Genomic DNA, 18,422 nt, shown 5'->3' on the forward strand with positions numbered 1-18,422 from the left:
AAAATAAATAACGGGCACGATGCACGTTATTTATTTTGCATGAAATTGTCCTTGTTTCCGTAATATCCGTATTCAGAGTGCTTCGAAAGCTTTTTGCCGTTCATAATCGCCCCAAGGAGCTTGCTTTTGCACGTTTCAAGCGCCTCTTTCGCTTTTGCGGCTTGTTCTTTTTCTGTTTTCCCACTTGAAATAACCAGAACAGAACCGTCTGCCACGTTGCCTAAAATCTGTGCATCTGCTACGGCAAGAATAGGCGGCGTATCAAAAATGACCATATCATATGCCGCACACGCTTCGTATGCAAGCTCCTTCATCCACTTCGAGGAGAGAAGCTCGGCCGGGTTTGGCGGGATCGGGCCGCTCGTCAGCACGTCAAGATGTTTTTCATTCGATGCTTGTACAGCCTGCTCCATAGAGCTTTTCTTTAATAAAACAGATGTTAAGCCAACCGTATTTTCAAGAAAAAAGGCCGTATGTACTGTTGGTTTTCGCAAATCAGCATCAATCAGGAGCACTTTTTTTCCCTGTTGGGCGAATACGACAGCCAGATTGGCGGCCGTTGTTGATTTTCCTTCCCCCGGACAAGCCGATGTAATCATGACTGATTTCATTTGCCGGTCCACTGAAGCAAATTCTATATTCGTGCGAATCGTCCGATATTGTTCAGAGTTCAAGGATTTCGGCTCTGTCATTGCAATGACATTTCTCCGCATCCGCGAGTCTCTGCTTTTTTTAAGCGCCAAAATGTCCACTCCCCGTTTTTTCAGATTGGAAACCCTGTAAGGTCTTTGCTGTTTTCTGCTCATTCGCAATGGTGGAAACTGTCCCTAAAACAGGTATGTCCAGCAAGGATTCGAGCTGCTCTTCCGATTTGATCGTATTATCCAAATGCTCAAGCAGGAAGGCCAGTCCGATGCTTCCCGCCAATCCGGCCGCAAACGCGATGGCAATGTTTAGAAGCGGCTTTGGCGATACAGGGGACGGATGTTCTGAGACCTCGGCTTTTGACAGAATGCTGACATTGTCAACATTCATAATAGATGTGATTTTGTCTTGAAAAACAGATGCTATAGTATTGGCAATATGAGCCGCTGTTTCCGCGTTTTCATCCCTGACTGATATGTTGACCACTTGGGAGTCCTGTTCGCTGGATACGGTAATTTTGTCATTCAGTTCTTGGGATGTCATCGACAGGCCCATTTCTTTAATGACTTCATCTAAAATGGCAGGGCTCTTAATGATGACATTGTACGTATTGATTAACTGAAGATTGGTTTGGACATCGTTAAATTGGACTTCTTTTCGTTCATTTTTCGATTGGTTGACCAGAATCTGAGTTGAATTTTCATAGATGGGTGTAAGTGCGAAGAAACTAATGAGTCCGCCGGCAGCAGTGGCAGCCGCGGTTACAATCATAATCAAAAGTATGCGTTTTGTTAACGTTGATAATATCTCTTTTAAGCTTGTAGATTCTCCCATGATACCTCCAAATCTCTTATAACATCCTTTTCCATCTACGATTATACAACGTTGAAACCGCATTTCTCCAGCTTTTCACGTGACATAATTCGACATTTTTTTACAATGCGTTATGTTAGCACTTTTTATGTAAGCGCTGTATTTACTGTGTTGACAGTGCTGTCTCATTTTCTCTTATTCGTGCAGTCACGTCCTCTCGCATAAAAAAATCCCGCTAAAGGCGTGCGGGATTTTTATGTTGCATATCCATTTTTAATATGAGAAATCAAATTTTCAAGCATTTCCTTCGTCGTCATCTCAGATGACTGCTCACCAATTTCATGTGCATGCATCAAAATTTTCAGAAATTCTTCTTGATTCAATTTCTTTTCACTCATCTTTTTATTCCTTTCAGCTTCCATTAAGTTGAAAACACGATTATTATATGATGCTGGTTATCAATTTGCAATCTCTAATACATCATTCGACACATCCCATTTTTTATGTCCTTTTTTAGGAAAAACTTTTTAAGGCCGATGTGTTGCGATATAATAGAGAAATTGGATCTTTTTATTACGTGACTCGGTTAGGAGCGATAATCATGCTTCAGAATATGATTTCCAAAGACGATGTGCTGGCATCTGCTGAACAGTTAAAAGAACTTCTTCCTTACAATGAAGAAAATGTTCAGCTGATTAAAAAAGCCCTTATTTTATATCGGCAGGATTCAGTCTATCGTTTACAAGCAGTGAGTCCGACGGAAGTTACGGCTTACGTGCAGGATGTTGTGCCTGTGCGGGTCACATTGAACTTGTTTGTCATAGTCAAAAGCGGCTGTTCATGTCCGTCCGGAAGAATCTGCCGCCATATGCTGGCTGTGTTTTTATATGTATATGCAATGTTCGAGCGAGTGGGTACTTTTACAGAGTATTGGCTCGAGAGGGAAAAGCTTGAGGAAAGCAAAGAGCTCGTCCGCCGCCAGTTTCAGGAAAAGGTGCTGCCTAATGAAGAATCGCTTTCAAGCTGGCTTGCTTTTTTTGATTCAGAGTTTTCTCTCTGGCAGGCACGTACGCCAGAAGGCAGCCAAAACATGCAGGGCCTCTATTACGGCTACCTGTCCGCATTAAAAAAACATGCGCCGAACAAGCCGGAGCTGAAAAGCCTGTACCAGATTCATTCCGCGATTGCGGTTTGGCTTCGCATGTTCACATTGATTGAAGCGGGCAAGCTGAACCCCGAACAAGATTTTTATTCCCTCAATCCGTACGTTGAACAGCTGATGGATACAATCTACAGCTCTATTGATAAATTAAAAACGTACGCGCTGTCTTTTGCGCTTGATCCGTTTTTGGATAAAACACCGGATGTTATCCGACCTTTGCTGTTGAAAGAAGAAATTTTCCAATATGAACGCATCCGCGTCTTCGGTGAAATTTGGAGTGCGCTGCTGTCGCGGCCAAAATGGGTGGCACGCGAACAGGAGATATTGAAAAAAGAAGCTGGACGGCGTTTTTCTCCCGAATTGCAATTCGGGCGCCTGCATTTGGAATTCCTGCAAAAGAATGATGACGTTATTTTTGCGGAAGCGGATCAATTCCCGCCGGAAGCGCTCCCTTATACGTTCCAATGGCTGAGTGAAATGACTGCCAAGAAGGACTGGAAACGGCTTAAAATATGGTACCAGCAAATTGAACCAATTGCGATGGGTTATACGAAGCTGGATAAGCCGTTTAAAGAGATTCGCGATGTGATCGGCGAGCTGTTCCTTCTGTTGAATGCCTATGTGAAGCAAACCAATGATCAAGCGCTGTTTGAACGCTTTGCCGCGGGCTGTCTGCCGTATACGTTCACAGAATACAGCCATCATTTATATGAAAAAAAACGCTATGCCGAGTGGATTGAAATTCATAGCCTTGTCGGCTTTTCCATCAATGAAATGGATAAAATGATGCTCAAGGAAATTGCAGCGAGCGACCCTGAGGCGCTTATACCGGCTTACCATAGAGAAGTGGCTTTTTTCATTGATCAGAAGAACCGCAGCTCGTACAAGGAAGCCGCCCGGTATTTGAAAAAATTGCGCACCCTGTACAAAAAAGCGAAAAAGCAGAAGGTGTGGGAGCGGTATATTCAGCTGCTGAGCTCGCATTACAAGCGCCTGCGTGCGCTTCAAGAAGAACTGCAGAAAGGAAAGTTGATTGATGGCGAGTCTTAAAGAAATTCTCATCCACGTCGAACAAATGGAAGATGGGTCATTTACGCTCTCAGCCTTTGATGAGAATGAGCAGCCTCTTCCCTACAACCATATGAAAAAGCATTTGTTCCAATGGCATGAATCCTCATTTTACGGAACCTTTCTAGAGGATGTCAGCTTCATCGGGACGACTGCTGTCCTGCTATCTCCATGGATGACTGTAGAGCTTCTCGGCAAAAACTCGTTCAACTCATTCAGCTCCGTGCAGCTTACAGAAGAAACGGAGCCGCTGATCGAGGCGGCATCGACCATCTATGAATTTATCGCGGACGGCGATTTTATGCCTGACTATGACGCATGGACAAACGGTGTTTTTCGCTGGAAGGACCGCGATAATATACTGGAGGGCTTTACTGCGGAATGGTTTTCCGCTGCCGTACAGGATTACATCCAGTACGACGATGACCTGCGGGAGAAATGGGAACATATCAAGGAGAAATCGCCTGCGGTTACGACATTCCGCGGCCATTTTCTTGATGAAGAGGATTTTCTGGAAGGCATTGGCTGGATTGACGACCAATCTCCATTTACTGTCGGCTTGCGCTTAAATGAACCGGACTTTGACGGAGACGAATGGAAGATCGAGATGTTTTTACGCGATAAAAAGAGCGGTGCTGTAGAATTCTTTGACGGACTGAAGAGCCTCAAAAAATCGTGGCAGGCGTACAGCGATAAAATCGCGCGTGAGCAGGACCGCTTTCACAGAACGGTTCCGTGGCTGTCGTTTGATTCCGGGACAACGCTGATCTCGGAGGAAGAAGCCTGGATCTTCCTGTCAGAAGCAAGTGAGGCGCTTGTCGATATGGGGGTAGAAATCCTCCTGCCGTCCTGGTGGCAGATTGTCAGAGACAGCAACATGATGCTGAAAGCAAAGGTGTCGTCCTCCCCGCGCGGCGAGTCATTTGTCGGCATGAATGCACTGCTTGATTTTAACTGGCGGTTTGCGACAAATGGAATTGAACTGACTGAGGCTGAATTTAATGAGCTTGTCGCCAGCAACAGGCGCCTTGTTAATATCCGCGGGCAATGGGTTAAAATCGATCCGCAGTTTATCAAACAGATGAAACGCCTGATGGAAAAAGCAGAATCAGAGGGACTCCACATGTCTGATATTCTGGCGCGTGAGCTAATGGATCAGCAGGATGGCGGACTTGAGGATTCGGATCTGATTGATACATCCGCTTTCGCCGGCATTCAGTTTGATCTGTCTAAACAGCTCAGGTCACTGATTCGAAAGCTCACTGCCGCGGAAAACCTGCCGGAGCACGAAGTCAGTCCTTCTTTCAAAGGAACGCTCCGCCCTTATCAGAAATACGGCATGAACTGGCTGCTGTTTCTGCGGGAAAGCGGTTTTGGCGCCTGTCTGGCTGACGATATGGGGCTTGGGAAAACGATTCAAATGATCGCCTATTTCCTTCACGTGAAGGAAATAGGCCGGCAAAAAACGCCTCATTTGATTATTGCGCCGACATCCGTACTTGGCAACTGGCAGCGGGAGCTTCAAACCTTTGCCCCTGATCTGTCTGTCGCGCTCCATTATGGGCCGCGCCGGCCAAAGGGTGATGATTTCGCAGCGCATTATGAAAACGCAGACGTGGTGCTCACTTCATATGGACTGTCACATGCCGATACTGAAGAGCTTTCTTCTGTGACATGGAACACGATCTGCCTTGATGAAGCGCAAAATATTAAAAACGCGCATACGAAGCAGTCACGCGCAATCAGGAAGCTGAAGGGTCTTCACCATATCGCGCTGAGCGGCACGCCGATGGAAAACCGACTGACTGAGCTGTGGTCTATTTTTGACTTCATGAATAAAGGCTACCTCGGCAGTTTGACCGGCTTCCATAAACGCTATGTGCTGCCGATCGAAAAAGACCGGGACGAAAAGAGAATCGGACAGCTTCAGCAATTAATCCGGCCATTCCTTCTCCGCCGGACGAAACGGGATGAAGAGGTCGCGCTTAATCTTCCTGAGAAGCTGGAAGAAAAAGAATTTATCCCGCTGTCAGCCGAGCAGGCATCCCTTTATGAGCAGCTCGTCAAAGACACTTTTGACCATATGACATCCCTGACCGGCATGCAGCGAAAAGCACTGATCCTCAGCATGCTTGGACGGCTTAAGCAAATATGCGATCATCCCGCGCTTTATTTAAAGGAAGAGCAAACCGAGCTGCTGGCCGGCAGATCAGTCAAGCTCGAAAAATTGCTGGAACTGATGACAGCGATCCGCGCCCAAAACGAAAGCTGCCTGATTTTCACGCAATACATTCAGATGGGGAACATGATGAAGCGGCTGCTTGAAAAAACGTTCGGGGAACCTGTGCAATTTTTAAATGGGAGTCTCTCCAAGCAAGAGCGGGATACACTCGTTGAGAAATTTCAAAGGAAAGAATATCCGACACTGATTCTTTCACTCAAAGCTGGAGGCACCGGACTTAATTTGACCGCCGCCAATCACGTCATCCATTATGACAGATGGTGGAACCCGGCGGTTGAAAATCAAGCGACTGACCGTGCATACCGCATAGGCCAGGAGCGCTTTGTCCACGTTCATAAAATGATTACGACAGGAACAATCGAAGAAAAAATTGATGTCATGCTTGAATCCAAGCAAACCCTGAACGATCAAATTATCCAAAGTGAAAACTGGATTACCGAGCTTTCCACACAGGAGCTCGAAGAACTGTTTACATTAAGCGCAACAGCGCAATAATCATGACTAAAAAAGCTGGCTCTGAAAGAGCCAGCTTTTTTCCGTTCATAGCCGTCACGCCGAATTTCCAAAAAATCCGTTACGCCGGTTATATCAACAGGATGCGCTTTTGGAGCAGCACATATACCTACAGCAAATGTTTCATCATATGTGCGACACCGTGTTCGTCATTGGTTAAGGTGACAGCATCGGCTATCGATTTGATGTCTTCCCGGGCATTGCCCATCGCTACACCTTTTCCCGCAGCCTCCAGCATCGATTTGTCATTTAAACTGTCACCTACAGCCGCGGTTTCCTCGAGCGGAATATTTAGCTGTTCCGCAAGCCTCTTCAGCGCCTGCCCCTTGGAAGCTTTTCGGGAAGAAAGCTCAAAGTTGTGCTCAGCCGAACTGACAAGCGTCAAATCTTCGGCATGCTCATATCTTTTCCAGCCTGCCTCAAGCTTTTCTTTGAAGAAAGAAAAGCCGAGAATATTATAAAAATCGATTGGCTCATCGGCTTCAAACAGCTCTTGAAAGGAGTTAATGTAAGCAAAGCCCGATTGGCTGTATTGCACCTCGGCCGCCTGCTTAAGGACAGAAAGATCCGCTTCCGGATTTGCGCTTCTGAATCTGTCCAGCTCAACATCAAGAAGTTCTCTGCCGCTTTGCGGCGTATAAATCGCTGAACCTGTGAATACCTCATAATAATAGTTTTCCGACTCAAGCCATGAGAGAATGTCATACGCCCGTTTCGTATCAATCGTTTCGTGATGATAAAGCCTGCCGTCGGGATCGTGAATGACGGCGCCGTTTGCACTGATGACCCATGTTTTGATCCCCAGCGGTTCAAAGATTGACATGACGTCAAAATGAGCGCGCCCAGTTGACACCACCACTTCAATGCCGTCCAGCTGCGCCTGCCGCAGTGCGTTTTCATTTTCCAAGCTTACCTGATGCTTGCTGTTGAGTAAGGTTCCATCTAAGTCAATCGCAATTAATTTCACGTTTGTCAGTCCTTTCCTTCATCCTGCTCTGTCACGAGAAGCTCAACGCCGTTTCGGTCAAGCAAGTCACAAAATGCCTGATTCGGCAGCCTGTCTGTAATCAAAAGGTCGATTTCATTCAGCTCCGCATACTGATAAAAACTGGTGCTGCCCAGCTTCGAATGATCTGCAAGCGCGATGACCTGCTTTGCCTGCTGTATCATTTTCCGCTTCACCATGCCATCCTCTTCATGCGCAATTGTAATGCCATGTTCGGAAATACCGACCACACCAATCAGCGCTTTATCAACATGGTAGCTTGAGAGCTTTTCAATCACAGAGGACCCGTACAGAAAGCGGTGCTCCTTTTCCAGCTTGCCTCCCAGCAGATAAATTTCAATTCCCTCTTTATCGGACAGCACATCCGCAAGATTAATCGAATTGGTGATTACCGTACAATCAACCGCATTCAAATGCTTTGCACATGCCTGAACAGTTGTAGAGGCGTCTAAAATCACCCGGTCACCATCATGAATAAGCGATGCTGCAAGCCTGCCGATCTTATTTTTTTCCTCAGACACTGTTTTCAGGCGGCCGGAATAGCTTTGAATTTTCTGATGCACAGTCGGCAAAATGGCGCCGCCTCTTGTGCGGATGATGGCATTCTGTTCCTCAAGTTTCACAAGATCTCGTCGCGCTGTATCCCTTGACACTTGCAGGAGCGTACAGATCTGCTCCGTTGTAATTCGGTTATGCTGTTTTAAAAAATCCAAAATCGCTACTAATCTTTCTTCTTGGTACACGCCCTCATTCCTTTTCTCAGCAATCATTTATAAGTAATTATAAGTTTTTATTTAATCTTATTCAATATTAATAAGTGATTTTAAGTAAAAATGCGTCGAGAGAACCAATTTTTCCTAAGTGGACAAAAAGAAAGAACCAGTCTGGTCGACTGGTCAATTTTGAGGGGATGATGCGGAGATCCGGATAATAGTGAATGGATAGATAACGGGAGGAGCAGGGGGTGTCAATCAGCAGCTTTTTCCCGGGGTTTAGGGTCCATAAAACGAACAGTGTCAGCCAACACTTCTGTTACATACACGTTAACGCCTTCCGCGTTTTCATAGCTTCTTGTCTGAATCCGTCCGCTTACGCCGACGAGAGAACCTTTTTGGCAATACAACGCCGTGTTTTCAGCTGTTTTTCTCCAAAGTGTGCAATTGACGTAATCAGCTTCGATTTCACCTGAAGCATTCTTGAAGCTGCGGTTCACCGCGAGCGTAACATGTGCAACTGCCGCACCGGCGGAAGTGTAGCGAAGATCAGGATCTTTTGTAAGACGTCCGACAAGCATGACCTGATTGAACATGCGATTCCTCCTCTCCTTGCGGTTGTATGTATTGTAAATGATGCAACAAGAAAAGAAAAACGCTTAAAAATGGCTTTCAGCCTCTGTTTTTATCTTTCGTTTTCATTTTTCCTTCAGCTAAAAACATCTTTTGCTTTTTTCCTTTGAAGAAATATGTACTTTTTAAAAAACGGAAAAAGATTTGCTTTGTCAGCCAGTTTTGCGTATTCATGCGCACATAGGAAGAGCCATCCCACGCAAACCACTGAAAGCTCAATTTTTTTTCCGGCATTGACAGCTTGATTTTATACTGCTCCATGCCATCTTGTGTTTCGTATAAAAAACTTATTCTTCCTTTTTTGTTCAGATGAACCTCAAACACTTCTTTACGGCTTAACATATATGTTACTTCCTTTTGAATCAAATGACTTTCAGAAGGAACGCCGTCAATATAAATTTCTTTTAAACGAAATTGATTCATACCACATCTCTCCGTAATCCATAGTCAGTTACAGTATAATGAAAAAATAGAAATTATTAAATGTTTCGCTCATACAAAATTCTTTAGCCCCAACATTGCAGGATTTTTTCCTCGAAAACGTTTATGTTATAATGGAAGGCAAGAAAACTTTGGAAGTAATCGGGGTGAGAAGAAATGAAAACCTTTAAACTGGTTGACCTGAATGTGGAACGAGTGGACAAGGAAGAACAATCAATTGAACAGTTTCCCCTTATTGACGGACTGATTATAAATAAAGAAGACGGTGAAAATCACTGGCTGATTGAGGCGCTTGTACAGAAAGAACATCTGTCTTTTTTTGAACAGCTTCAAAACAGCCAATCTGAAGCCAAAGTATTTGTAACGATCACGAAAAAAAGCAATCGCCCCGCCCAGCTGACAGCAGCAGTGAAAAATATCGTCAAGCTGGAAGAAAGCATTCAGGTTTTACTCTACGGACAAATGGTCACAAGAAAACAGCAGGGCACTGAAACCATTCTCGAGTCCCTTGTAAAAGAGGGCTATACAGGAACAAAACTCATTGAGGCATTTAAACAAAAGTTATAAATACGAGGGGGCATGTTCCCCAAAACAGACACAGAACCGAAGAGCATCACAATAAACATTTAGAATAGATATGTTCTGCATGAAAAAAGCTGCCGTTTTAAACGGCAGCTTTTCTTTTCCATATTTAATTTGTATGGCCAAAAGAATCAACCAATTCCCCTTTCACAACAAGGCGCCCTTCAGTTTTGACAGCCTTGTCACATGTGATTAACGTAATCTCCTTTTTGTTTGTCTCCTCAACTACATCTGCATCCATTTCCGATATGATGTCTTTAGATGTTACAGAATAGATATAATCCTTTTTAAAATCCGTGATGACAATTTGTGCACCTGTTTTTATGTTTTCCAGAGGTCCGAACAGGAGATTCTTTTGCTTCAAATGATGGCCCGCCAACGGATAATTTCCCTCGCCCATTTTTTGATCCGGGCGCATTGTTGCCGCCCCTATCAAAAGATTTTCATTGGTTGTGCCTTTTACGATCGGAAGCTCCAGATCAACACTTTTAATTGTTATCCGCCCGATAACCGCTTTTTGATCGTGATCAAAGCCGGCCTTTACAGCATCCATCAACTCAGGCGGCTCGATTGAATCAAATTCATATTCCGCTTCTCTCTCATTATTTTTTTTCAGCTGCTCCACAGTTAAGGCCGATTCACTCTGGCTTTTGCTAAGATAAGCTATAATTCCACCTTTGATATAAGGAGAAGAGATCAGCAGCAGTCCGAAAAGGATGAACACCGTAATGATCATTTTCTTGTACATGCAAAAAACCCTTTCTTATGCATCCTTCTAAAAACGCTCCGTGTCACTTTCACTTTTCAAAAAAGCACCTGATCGATTCTTCGATGATCAGGTGCCTTCAACTTTATCCTTTTCTTTGTTTCTTTCTTGAGGCAACAGCTAAGCCTCCGCCTGCCATAAGCAGCAGGATACCGATCATTGCTGTCAGCATGCTGTCTGTATCTCCGGTTTTTGGAAGGGTTTTGTCTGTGTTCGACTGACCATCCGAGCTGCCATCTGTACCATTGGTATTCGGATGATCTCCATCATCTTTTCCATTTCCACCCGGTGCAGGTTTATCAGGATGATCATGTTTATCAGGCGCTGGTGTTTTCACTTTTTGATTAGAAACTACGATCTCAACAGCTTTTGACTGTCCTTTTTCAATTGTGAATTCAATCGGTGTTTCGTCAAGTTTATAACCTTCGGGAGCCTTCGTTTCAATCAATTGGTAGCTTCCCGGCGCAAGGCCTTTTACAGTGAACTGCCCATTTTGATCTGTTTTCCAGAGTTCAGAAAGCTCTTTTCCATACCCGTCAGTTTTTACAGGCTTGCCGCTTTCGTCCAATAACTTGAATTCAGCGCCCTCCAAAACGGTATTTTTATCGTCTTGATCCACTTTTTTCACATTTACGTCACCTGGTGCCAATATGTTTTCCGCGGTGATTTCGACTGTTTTCGTGTCTGTGTTTGTGATCTTGAACGATATAGGAGTTTGGTCCAACTCATAATCTTTAGGCGCTTTTGTTTCAACAAACTGATATTCGCCAGCTTTAAGGCCGTGCACCGTGATTTGTCCTTTGTCATCGGTAACCAAACCGGACTTCAGCACTTTGCCGTTGGCATCTGTCAAATTGAACTCCGCACCTTGCAGAACTTTATGCTGATCATGCTGATCCACTTTGGTGAGGACAACAAGGTTCTTCGTATTAACCGCTGTTGCTTTCACTTGCTCAGGTTTGCCGCCATATTCTGCTTTAATGGTGAATGACACTGGCTTTTCGGATAAAAGATATCCATCTGGCGCCTGTTTTTCGATAAATTGATAGCTTCCCGGCGCTAACCCGTCAACTTCAATTTTGCCGCCTTCTTTTGAGACTAGATCGTCTCTCACTGTTTTCCCATTGCTGTCCGTGATTTTGAATACCGCGCCTGCCAAGCCATTTCCATCTTGATCTTCCTTCATCAGCTGAACCGATCCTTGATAGTTCACGGCGATCCCGGCATCTGCGGCTTCAGGCTTTCCTGCTGCAGATTCTGAGATGGTAAACTCTATTTTCTCCGTGTTCAGCACATAACCGGCTGGCGCTTTCGTTTCAACAAAGGCGTAACGTCCCGGCGCAAGGCCCGAAGCCTTTACTTTTCCATCTTTATCGGAAGTCAGCTCTTCTTGAACCGTATTTCCTTCCTCGTCGACAATGTTGAAAACTGCACCTTCAAGCTTCTTGCCTTCAGCATTTTCCTTCGTCAACTCAACGGAGCCTTTATGGTTAGTAGCGATCCCGGCATCTGTAGCTTCAGGCTTTCCTTCAGAGGAATCAGAGATCTCAAACTCAATTTTCTCTGTATTCAGCACATAGCCCGCTGGCGCTTTTGTTTCAACAAAAGCGTAGTGTCCCGGTGCAAGTGCTGAAGCTGCGACTTTCCCATTTTTATCTGAGGTCAGTCCTTCTTGAACCGTATTACCTTCCTTGTCGATAATCTTAAAGACGGCTCCTTCAAGCTTCTGGCCATCGGCATCTTCCTTCGTCAGCTCAACAGAGCCTTTATCGTTAACGGCGATTCCGGCATCTGCGGCTTCAGGCTTTCCTGCTGCAGATTCTGAGATGGTAAATTCTTTTTTCTTTGTATTCAGCACATAGCCGGCTGGCGCTTTTATTTCCACAAAGGCGTAGCGTCCCGGCGCAAGACCCGAAGCCTCGATTTTACCGTCTTTATCTGAAGTCAGCTTCTCTTGAACGACCTTTCCATCTTGATCGACAATGTTGAATACTGCGCCTTCAAGTTTCTGGCCTTCAGCATTCTCCTTCGTCAGTGAGACTTTTCCTTGATAGTTGGTCATTTTCCCTAAATTAACGTCAGACACTTGATTCTTTTCATTCTTTGCGACTGAGAAGTGAATCGCTTTTGTATTTACGATAAAGCCTTCAGGAGCTTGTGTTTCTGTCAAGCGATAGTAGCCCGCCGGCAAACCGTTCATTTCTACTTTTCCGTTTTTATCAGATTTTATATCTGTTCGTATGAGAGTATAGGTGCCGTCATTTGATTTTTTCTCCAGCTTGAAAACAGCACCCGCCAAAGGATTGTTTTGTTCGTCTTGTTTGATAAGCGTCACCTTGTTCTGTTGATTTATGACTTTGTGCAGCGCTCCTGTCTTGGAGGAGTTGCTGTCTATCTTAACAGAGACTCCTTTTGCATAAGCATCACTGATGGTATATCCGTCAGGCGCTTTGACTTCTTTTAATACATAGGAACCGTAGCGAATATTTCCGAATGTAAGCTTCCCGCCGGCATCCGTCGTACCAGTGCGGAGGAGCTGTTTGGAGTCCTCAGACCATAACTGGAATTCTGCTCCTTCAAGAGCTTTATCGTCCTCTCCAGTCTTAAAAATCGTCAGGCTTCCTTTTTCTCCGGATCCGGAACCGTCGCCGCTTGAAATGGCAACAAAGATCGAGCTGCTGTTTTCTTGAGTCTGCTCCTTCACATTTGTTCCTGAAATGGACACCTTATTTTTAACGTGGCCGTTCGTGCCGGCTATGTTAATCAGTGACCGGTATTTGATCACATAGGCGCGGTCAATTTGTTTATAGCTGCCTATGAATTTCAGGACAAACGATTGTTCACCTGTTGTATTGTCCGTTTTGATGTCTAACGTGTAGTCTTTGTCTTTTTGAAGCTCGACATCTCCCGCAGTCAGATTTCCACTGCTGTCTTTGACCACTCCGTTTTCATCATATTTTGCTTGATACACTTTAAAAGAATCCGCATCTAATATTTGATTTTCATCCGGCGTATCAGTAACTTTGACGTCATCCAGCGTTGATTGGCTGGAGTTGACATTGATGTTCCAATCGATATAGCTTCCATTTTGTTTACCGCCTTTGAAAACCAGACTTCCTCCGTTCGTAACTGAAACAGAGCCCGTCAGTGTGCGGTCTGCATAACCGTCATTATAGTAGGTTGCCTTGTTTGTGTACTGATTCTGATCAATGACCTGTCCTTTGAGTGATGTCTTAAACTCAATCAGATATGGTACAGAATCGCCTGTTTTAAGGTGTACCGTCAGCGTGCGTTCATTTTTTGCAGAAGGCTCTTCGACATCATACTTGGAAGGATCAAGCGCGTCTCCTTCTGTGATCGAGCCGTTTTTATTGATCGTATAACTCTTAACGACAACGGAACCCGGCACAAATTGCTGAGGATCTGTTATGGCATCTTTGATATAAGGGTTTTTCGTCGGCTCGCCGTTATAGTTGACGCCGATTTTCCACGTGATTTCCTTTGAAACCGCGTTATATGATCCGTTTTTGAAACCATTATTTGAAGTCTGATGATTCGGCGTAAAACCGCTTGATACCTTATTCGTGCGCTCATTGCCGTTTTGATCAGTCCATGTCGACTGAGCTGTATTCTTAACGCTTTCGTTAGAATAATCGGCATTGAACGTTGTCGTATAAGTGATCTTAAATTGACTGTCTGTTTTTGCATAATCCCCGATCAATGCCAAAGTAAAGCCTTTATGATCCGGTTTTTTTATTAACGTGTAGTCTTTGTCTTTCTGCAATGTTTTGTTGTTCGTTGTGTCTTGAAGCTTGAACGATTCATCAAGCAGAACCATTCCGCCGCTTTCAAATTGATCATTCAAAGTCCAATTGTTCATCAAGTATTTATTTTTATTAACTGTAATCGTCCAATCAGCCGTCTTCTTCTCATAATCTACGTTTGAATATCCTTTGATGAGGTTTTGCTGAATGGCTATTCCGGAAGCCTCTTTTGAATCCCCTGTTCCGGTCACAACGCTGTTGGTGTATGTTGTCGATTTATCAATGATCACTCCGCTGTTGACCTTTGTTTGATATGTGATTTTGTACGCGCTGGTAATGGTTTTATTAAATTTGACTTCAAATCCGCTTCCATTATCGATCAGCGTATAGTCCTCGCCTTCCTTTAAAGGCGTTCCCGCTTGCTCACTGCCGTTCTGTCCAAAGGTAATAGGAATAACCTTCAAAGAATCTTTCACAAGATGCAAATCGCCAGTTCCAAAAGCATCTTTAATGCTGGCCTTGGATTGGTCGATCTGTTTCTCACCGTAATTGTATGAAAGAGCCCAGCTGAATGTTTGAGATTCTCCATCATAGCCGGTCGATGATTTCGCGATCATTTTTCCATATTTGGCTGCAACAGTGGCTTCGGCAGAAATGGGTTCCAGGTTGTCTCCGCTGAATGCCGCCTTGTTCGTCAGCGTTACATTTCCGCCTTCACTCGGCTTCGCACTATTGTCAATGTCGGTTTCGTATACAAGGCGGTATGCTGAATCAATTGTCCCGTCAAATGTGACATTTCCTTTTGAATCAACACTGTAGCCGGAAGAAACTTCATTTCCTCTGCTGACAGAACCATCAATGTTCACATTGAGTTCATACACTTTAACTGAACGGTAGATTACGCCATCTGGAAGGCTTTCCGTGAGTTTGGCATTTTTGACTTGATCCAACTTTTTATTGACATCGACCGTCCATGTTACTTTACCAGGGTTGATGCCTTTATCCAGCACACCTGATTTATCAATGGTTTTACTCACATTGGGTTTAAAATAAACTGTTGTTTCAGGAGTATCGGCATTCACAGGAAATGGAATCTTTTGTGTTGTCGAACCCGTTATTTTTTTCTCGTTGAACTGCGTATTGATAACCAATGTGCCTTTGACATTAGAACTGTCTTTTACCTCGCCGTTAAATGTCATTACCACATGTCCGTTCGTATCAATAGAAAATGTCCCGTATGTGGTGTCTCCGGCGCTTAAAGGCAGGTTCACAATGTCATTATGCATAATAAATTCTTTAGGCAAATCAAATTCATATTTATCGCCGGAATTGATTGTTTTTCCTAAATTGTCGGGAATGGCCCAATCAATTGAAATTTTCACCGGAGAATTCGTATTGGCGCGATTGCCCTTGTCATATGGCTTTCCGTTTTCGTCCGTCAACGTCACGCCAGTTAAAATATTTTGCGTGATTTGTTTTTCTTCAGTTTGCAAGCTTTTGAAAGCTGATTGACTTGAGGATGACACTTTTTTTGAATCATCACTCTTAGAGGCTTCGCCGCTCTTATCGTCATCTGACGGCTGCTGTTCTTCCTCTTTTTGATCCTTGCTGACTGAAGGTGCAGGTTTGTCATCTTTCCCTTCCTGATCACCCGCAGTATCAGAAGAGTCGTTTTTTGGCTCTTCCGCCTCGGCATCTGGTGTCTCCTCTTTCTTAACAGGAATGATCACCTGCTGGGTTTTGCCTCCCCCTAGCTGAAAAAGGGCTGCTGCTGTATGTTCATCGCCTTTTACATCTGCAGTAAACTTAGCTGGTAGTGTAATGGTCCCCTTGGCATCAGGAGAATCCGCGGATGCAGTTGTTAATTTTACTGTCATGGTGCTGCCGCCCGCCGGCACTTGATAGCTGCCGATGACCTGATCAGCAGATTTGATCTCACCTTCTGCACCTTTATCAAATGTAAAGCTTTTAGGTATCTCCACATTGATATCCTGTTCGCTATCTGCTTTTTTGTCTTTTTTCAATGACCATTCATATGTCAGTTTCACTTCGTCCCCCGGTGTTAGTGCCGGTTTGTTTCCTTTTGATCCGTCAACAATCTGGCCCTTGGCGTCCTTAACTGTTACCGAATCGAAGAATTGGCTGTCACTTGACGTTACGTCCACAGCCTGTGCTGTAAGAGTATAGCTGGCGATCTGGCTGAAGAAGAAAAAGATGGCAAGGCTTATGATCATAACGATCCGCCCGCTTTTTTTCAGCCCTAAGGGAAAACTCCTCGTTCTCAACTTTTCATTCCTCCCTTTCTTATCTATCTTTCACTTGCCGATTGATCCGCGAGACCATAACATCATGTCTCATCCCCCAAAAAGAACTGCTAATGCCGAATGAGTTTCAAAACTAAGATTTGCCATCCGAACCAAACTACATTGTATGAAATGGAACTATACAATTTCTGTACAACTCAGAAATCATGTAAGATTGAAGTGAATTGGAGAGAGTTGAAGTTTCACCCAGGAGACATATGGCGAGGGCCTTCCCTTTAAGTGCACAAAAAAACCAGTGTGCATCGAAAGGCAATCGACACATACTGGTTTGGAGTTCTTTAATTAATTTGATCCTTCATTTGTTTGTAACGCTGATATTCTTTTATCGCCTCTTCTACCTTCCCGTTTTTGTTGAATAGCTGCAGCTTGTATTGCATAATTTTATGATCGCATGGCTCAATTTTCTCGGCTTGCAGGCAAATGTCCATCGCTTGATGATCGTTCATTTCATGAATATGATAATCGATCAGTTCATAGGCCTTTCCGAGCCAAAGCTGGGAAAGACGCGTCTTTTCCGGTTCTGCCCAAAGATAACCGTGCTCCATTAGGTAATGATTTTGATAGGACATGAAAATATCCATGTGCAGATGTAATGTAGCCGTATTGAGCGGCGGCGCCCCTTTTAGTGATTTTTCCCATTCGACAACATCGATTTTTGCGCCTGAAAGCCGAAGAATATACCCAGTATCAGTCTTCTCGATAGTTTGGCTGAAAGGGATCTGGCTGAATAATTTTCGTATTTGGTAAATGGTGGAGTAAAGTTGGGTGCTTGCTTTTGAAACATCGTAATGAGGCCAAAAAAGATCGATTAGCATGTCTTTACTGACCACATGGCCTTGATTGTGAAGCAAAAATAAGTATATTTCACGTGCTTTCGACGTTCTCCACTTGACTGGAATGCTTGTTTTGACATCCTTTAAGGTTTGATGAAACTGCAAGCTCCCAAAGCATTGGATGGAAAAATGCGCCTCGGTATTTTCTGCATTTTGTCTGAGCTTATTATTCGTTTTGATTCGTTCAACAGTTGTCTCAAGCCGCTTGTATATGACAGGCTTCAGCAAATAATCAATGGCATTCAGCTCAAACGCTTTGATAGCAAACTCATTATAAGCCGTGATGAAAACGACTTGGATGTTTTCATTCATCGATTGAATCGCCTCAGCAAGCTCAATGCCGTTTACCCCCGGCATTTCAATATCAAGAAACACCGCATCTACAGCAGGAGTCTCAGGATGCTCTAAGGCTTCAACTGGATCTTGATACGCCATAATAGATTGAAAGGCGTTTGTTCGTTCAAGCATTTTCTTAAAATGAAGCAATGCCAAGTGCTCATCATCAACAATTAACGCTTTCACAAAACATCCCACCCTATATGTAAAATCGAGATATCAGTAAATAACTTCTATTATATCATGACAAATAACCCCTTTATCTGGATTCTTTTTCTTTCTATTGTAGTTTTTGAAATTTTGCACTTACAATATTTATAAAAAGGTAGGAATTTAGAATGAGCCTGCTTGAATAAAGGAGCTATAATATGAAAGAAAAATTCATCTTTACTTCAATTATTTTCGGTTACGCTGCATTTTTTATGGTTTTCATTGCCATTGACCATTTTTCCGGAACAACGCTTCCTGCGGCAAGGCATGGGGTCATGAACCTGGAGAAGTGGGATTTTCAGAAGGATGGGAATGTACAGCTGAACGGAGAATGGACATTGTATCCAAATCAGATTCTGTCACCAAAAGAG

The 18,422-nt window shown here is 44.0% G+C and carries 13 protein-coding genes; 3 read left to right on the forward strand and 10 right to left on the reverse strand.

Features of this window, described 5'->3' with window-relative positions; translation table 11 throughout:
• Positions 1-26: 26 nt before the first annotated feature.
• The 3 genes from ptkA to KXZ66_RS19115 form a co-directional block, all read right to left on the reverse strand.
• Positions 27-743 carry a tyrosine-protein kinase PtkA gene (gene ptkA / locus KXZ66_RS19105; protein ID WP_038829857.1) on the reverse strand — a complete coding sequence of 239 codons (717 nt, stop codon included), beginning with the start codon at positions 741-743 and terminating at the stop codon, positions 27-29.
• Positions 733-1,479, reverse strand: a complete 747-nt coding sequence (gene tkmA / locus KXZ66_RS19110) for a protein-tyrosine kinase activator TkmA (protein ID WP_003227811.1) — start codon at positions 1,477-1,479, stop codon at positions 733-735. Before tkmA ends, ptkA begins: the two co-directional genes overlap by 11 nt.
• Positions 1,480-1,712: 233 nt before the next feature.
• Positions 1,713-1,856, reverse strand: a complete 144-nt coding sequence (locus KXZ66_RS19115) for a YwzD family small protein (RefSeq protein ID WP_003242876.1) — start codon at positions 1,854-1,856, stop codon at positions 1,713-1,715.
• Between the two features lie 203 nt (positions 1,857-2,059).
• On the opposite strand from KXZ66_RS19115, the gene KXZ66_RS19120 reads away from it, so the two are divergent.
• Both KXZ66_RS19120 and KXZ66_RS19125 read left to right on the forward strand, forming a co-directional pair.
• On the forward strand, positions 2,060-3,670 hold the full coding sequence (locus KXZ66_RS19120; protein ID WP_151870004.1) for an SWIM zinc finger family protein: 1,611 nt from the start codon (positions 2,060-2,062) through the stop codon (positions 3,668-3,670).
• Positions 3,657-6,425, forward strand: a complete 2,769-nt coding sequence (locus tag KXZ66_RS19125) for a DEAD/DEAH box helicase (protein WP_064671494.1) — start codon at positions 3,657-3,659, stop codon at positions 6,423-6,425. Before KXZ66_RS19120 ends, KXZ66_RS19125 begins: the two co-directional genes overlap by 14 nt.
• A 127-nt stretch (positions 6,426-6,552) precedes the next feature.
• Here the strand turns inward: KXZ66_RS19125 and ywpJ are convergent, their stop codons facing one another.
• The 4 genes from ywpJ to ywpG all read right to left on the reverse strand — a co-directional run bounded on the left by ywpJ (position 6,553) and on the right by ywpG (position 9,218).
• Positions 6,553-7,410, reverse strand: coding sequence for a phosphatase YwpJ (gene ywpJ / locus KXZ66_RS19130; protein WP_095252517.1), 858 nt, complete (start codon positions 7,408-7,410; stop codon positions 6,553-6,555).
• 5 nt (positions 7,411-7,415) lie between these two features.
• Complete coding sequence (gene glcR / locus KXZ66_RS19135; protein WP_003244075.1) at positions 7,416-8,192, reverse strand: transcriptional regulator GlcR; 777 nt, start codon at positions 8,190-8,192, stop codon at positions 7,416-7,418.
• A gap of 224 nt (positions 8,193-8,416) precedes the next feature.
• Complete coding sequence (ssbB, locus tag KXZ66_RS19140) at positions 8,417-8,758, reverse strand: single-stranded DNA-binding protein SsbB (protein ID WP_014478203.1); 342 nt, start codon at positions 8,756-8,758, stop codon at positions 8,417-8,419.
• 76 nt (positions 8,759-8,834) lie between these two features.
• Complete coding sequence (ywpG, locus tag KXZ66_RS19145; protein WP_003227796.1) at positions 8,835-9,218, reverse strand: DynA interaction protein YwpG; 384 nt, start codon at positions 9,216-9,218, stop codon at positions 8,835-8,837.
• 174 nt (positions 9,219-9,392) lie between these two features.
• Between ywpG and KXZ66_RS19150 the strand changes: the two genes are divergently transcribed.
• Complete coding sequence (locus KXZ66_RS19150) at positions 9,393-9,803, forward strand: YwpF-like family protein (RefSeq protein ID WP_003227794.1); 411 nt, start codon at positions 9,393-9,395, stop codon at positions 9,801-9,803.
• 124 nt (positions 9,804-9,927) lie between these two features.
• Here KXZ66_RS19150 and KXZ66_RS19155 read toward each other — a convergent pair whose 3' ends face one another.
• The 3 genes from KXZ66_RS19155 to KXZ66_RS19165 form a co-directional block, all read right to left on the reverse strand.
• Positions 9,928-10,566 carry a class A sortase gene (locus KXZ66_RS19155; protein ID WP_032727025.1) on the reverse strand — a complete coding sequence of 213 codons (639 nt, stop codon included), beginning with the start codon at positions 10,564-10,566 and terminating at the stop codon, positions 9,928-9,930.
• Between the two features lie 103 nt (positions 10,567-10,669).
• Positions 10,670-16,633, reverse strand: a complete 5,964-nt coding sequence (locus tag KXZ66_RS19160; RefSeq protein WP_219144698.1) for a SpaA isopeptide-forming pilin-related protein — start codon at positions 16,631-16,633, stop codon at positions 10,670-10,672.
• Positions 16,634-16,950: 317 nt separating this feature from the next.
• A complete protein-coding gene (locus KXZ66_RS19165) occupies positions 16,951-18,027 on the reverse strand; it encodes a response regulator (RefSeq protein WP_032727028.1) in 1,077 nt (358 codons plus the stop codon).
• Positions 18,028-18,422 lie beyond the last annotated feature (395 nt).

The organism is Bacillus sp. LJBS17 (genome assembly GCF_019334685.1).
Classification (GTDB): domain Bacteria; phylum Bacillota; class Bacilli; order Bacillales; family Bacillaceae; genus Bacillus; species Bacillus subtilis.

What these genes read in the sequence shown, in the direction of transcription:
- KXZ66_RS19120 (WP_151870004.1), top strand. Translation starts at nt 2,060, where the DNA reads ATGCTTCAGAATATGATTTCCAAAGACGATGTGCTGGCATCTGCTGAA.
- ssbB (WP_014478203.1), bottom strand. Translation starts at nt 8,758, where the DNA reads ATGTTCAATCAGGTCATGCTTGTCGGACGTCTTACAAAAGATCCTGAT.
- KXZ66_RS19155 (WP_032727025.1), bottom strand. Translation starts at nt 10,566, where the DNA reads ATGTACAAGAAAATGATCATTACGGTGTTCATCCTTTTCGGACTGCTG.
- KXZ66_RS19125 (WP_064671494.1), top strand. Translation starts at nt 3,657, where the DNA reads ATGGCGAGTCTTAAAGAAATTCTCATCCACGTCGAACAAATGGAAGAT.
- KXZ66_RS19150 (WP_003227794.1), top strand. Translation starts at nt 9,393, where the DNA reads ATGAAAACCTTTAAACTGGTTGACCTGAATGTGGAACGAGTGGACAAG.
- KXZ66_RS19115 (WP_003242876.1), bottom strand. Translation starts at nt 1,856, where the DNA reads ATGAGTGAAAAGAAATTGAATCAAGAAGAATTTCTGAAAATTTTGATG.
- ywpG (WP_003227796.1), bottom strand. Translation starts at nt 9,218, where the DNA reads ATGAATCAATTTCGTTTAAAAGAAATTTATATTGACGGCGTTCCTTCT.
- tkmA (WP_003227811.1), bottom strand. Translation starts at nt 1,479, where the DNA reads ATGGGAGAATCTACAAGCTTAAAAGAGATATTATCAACGTTAACAAAA.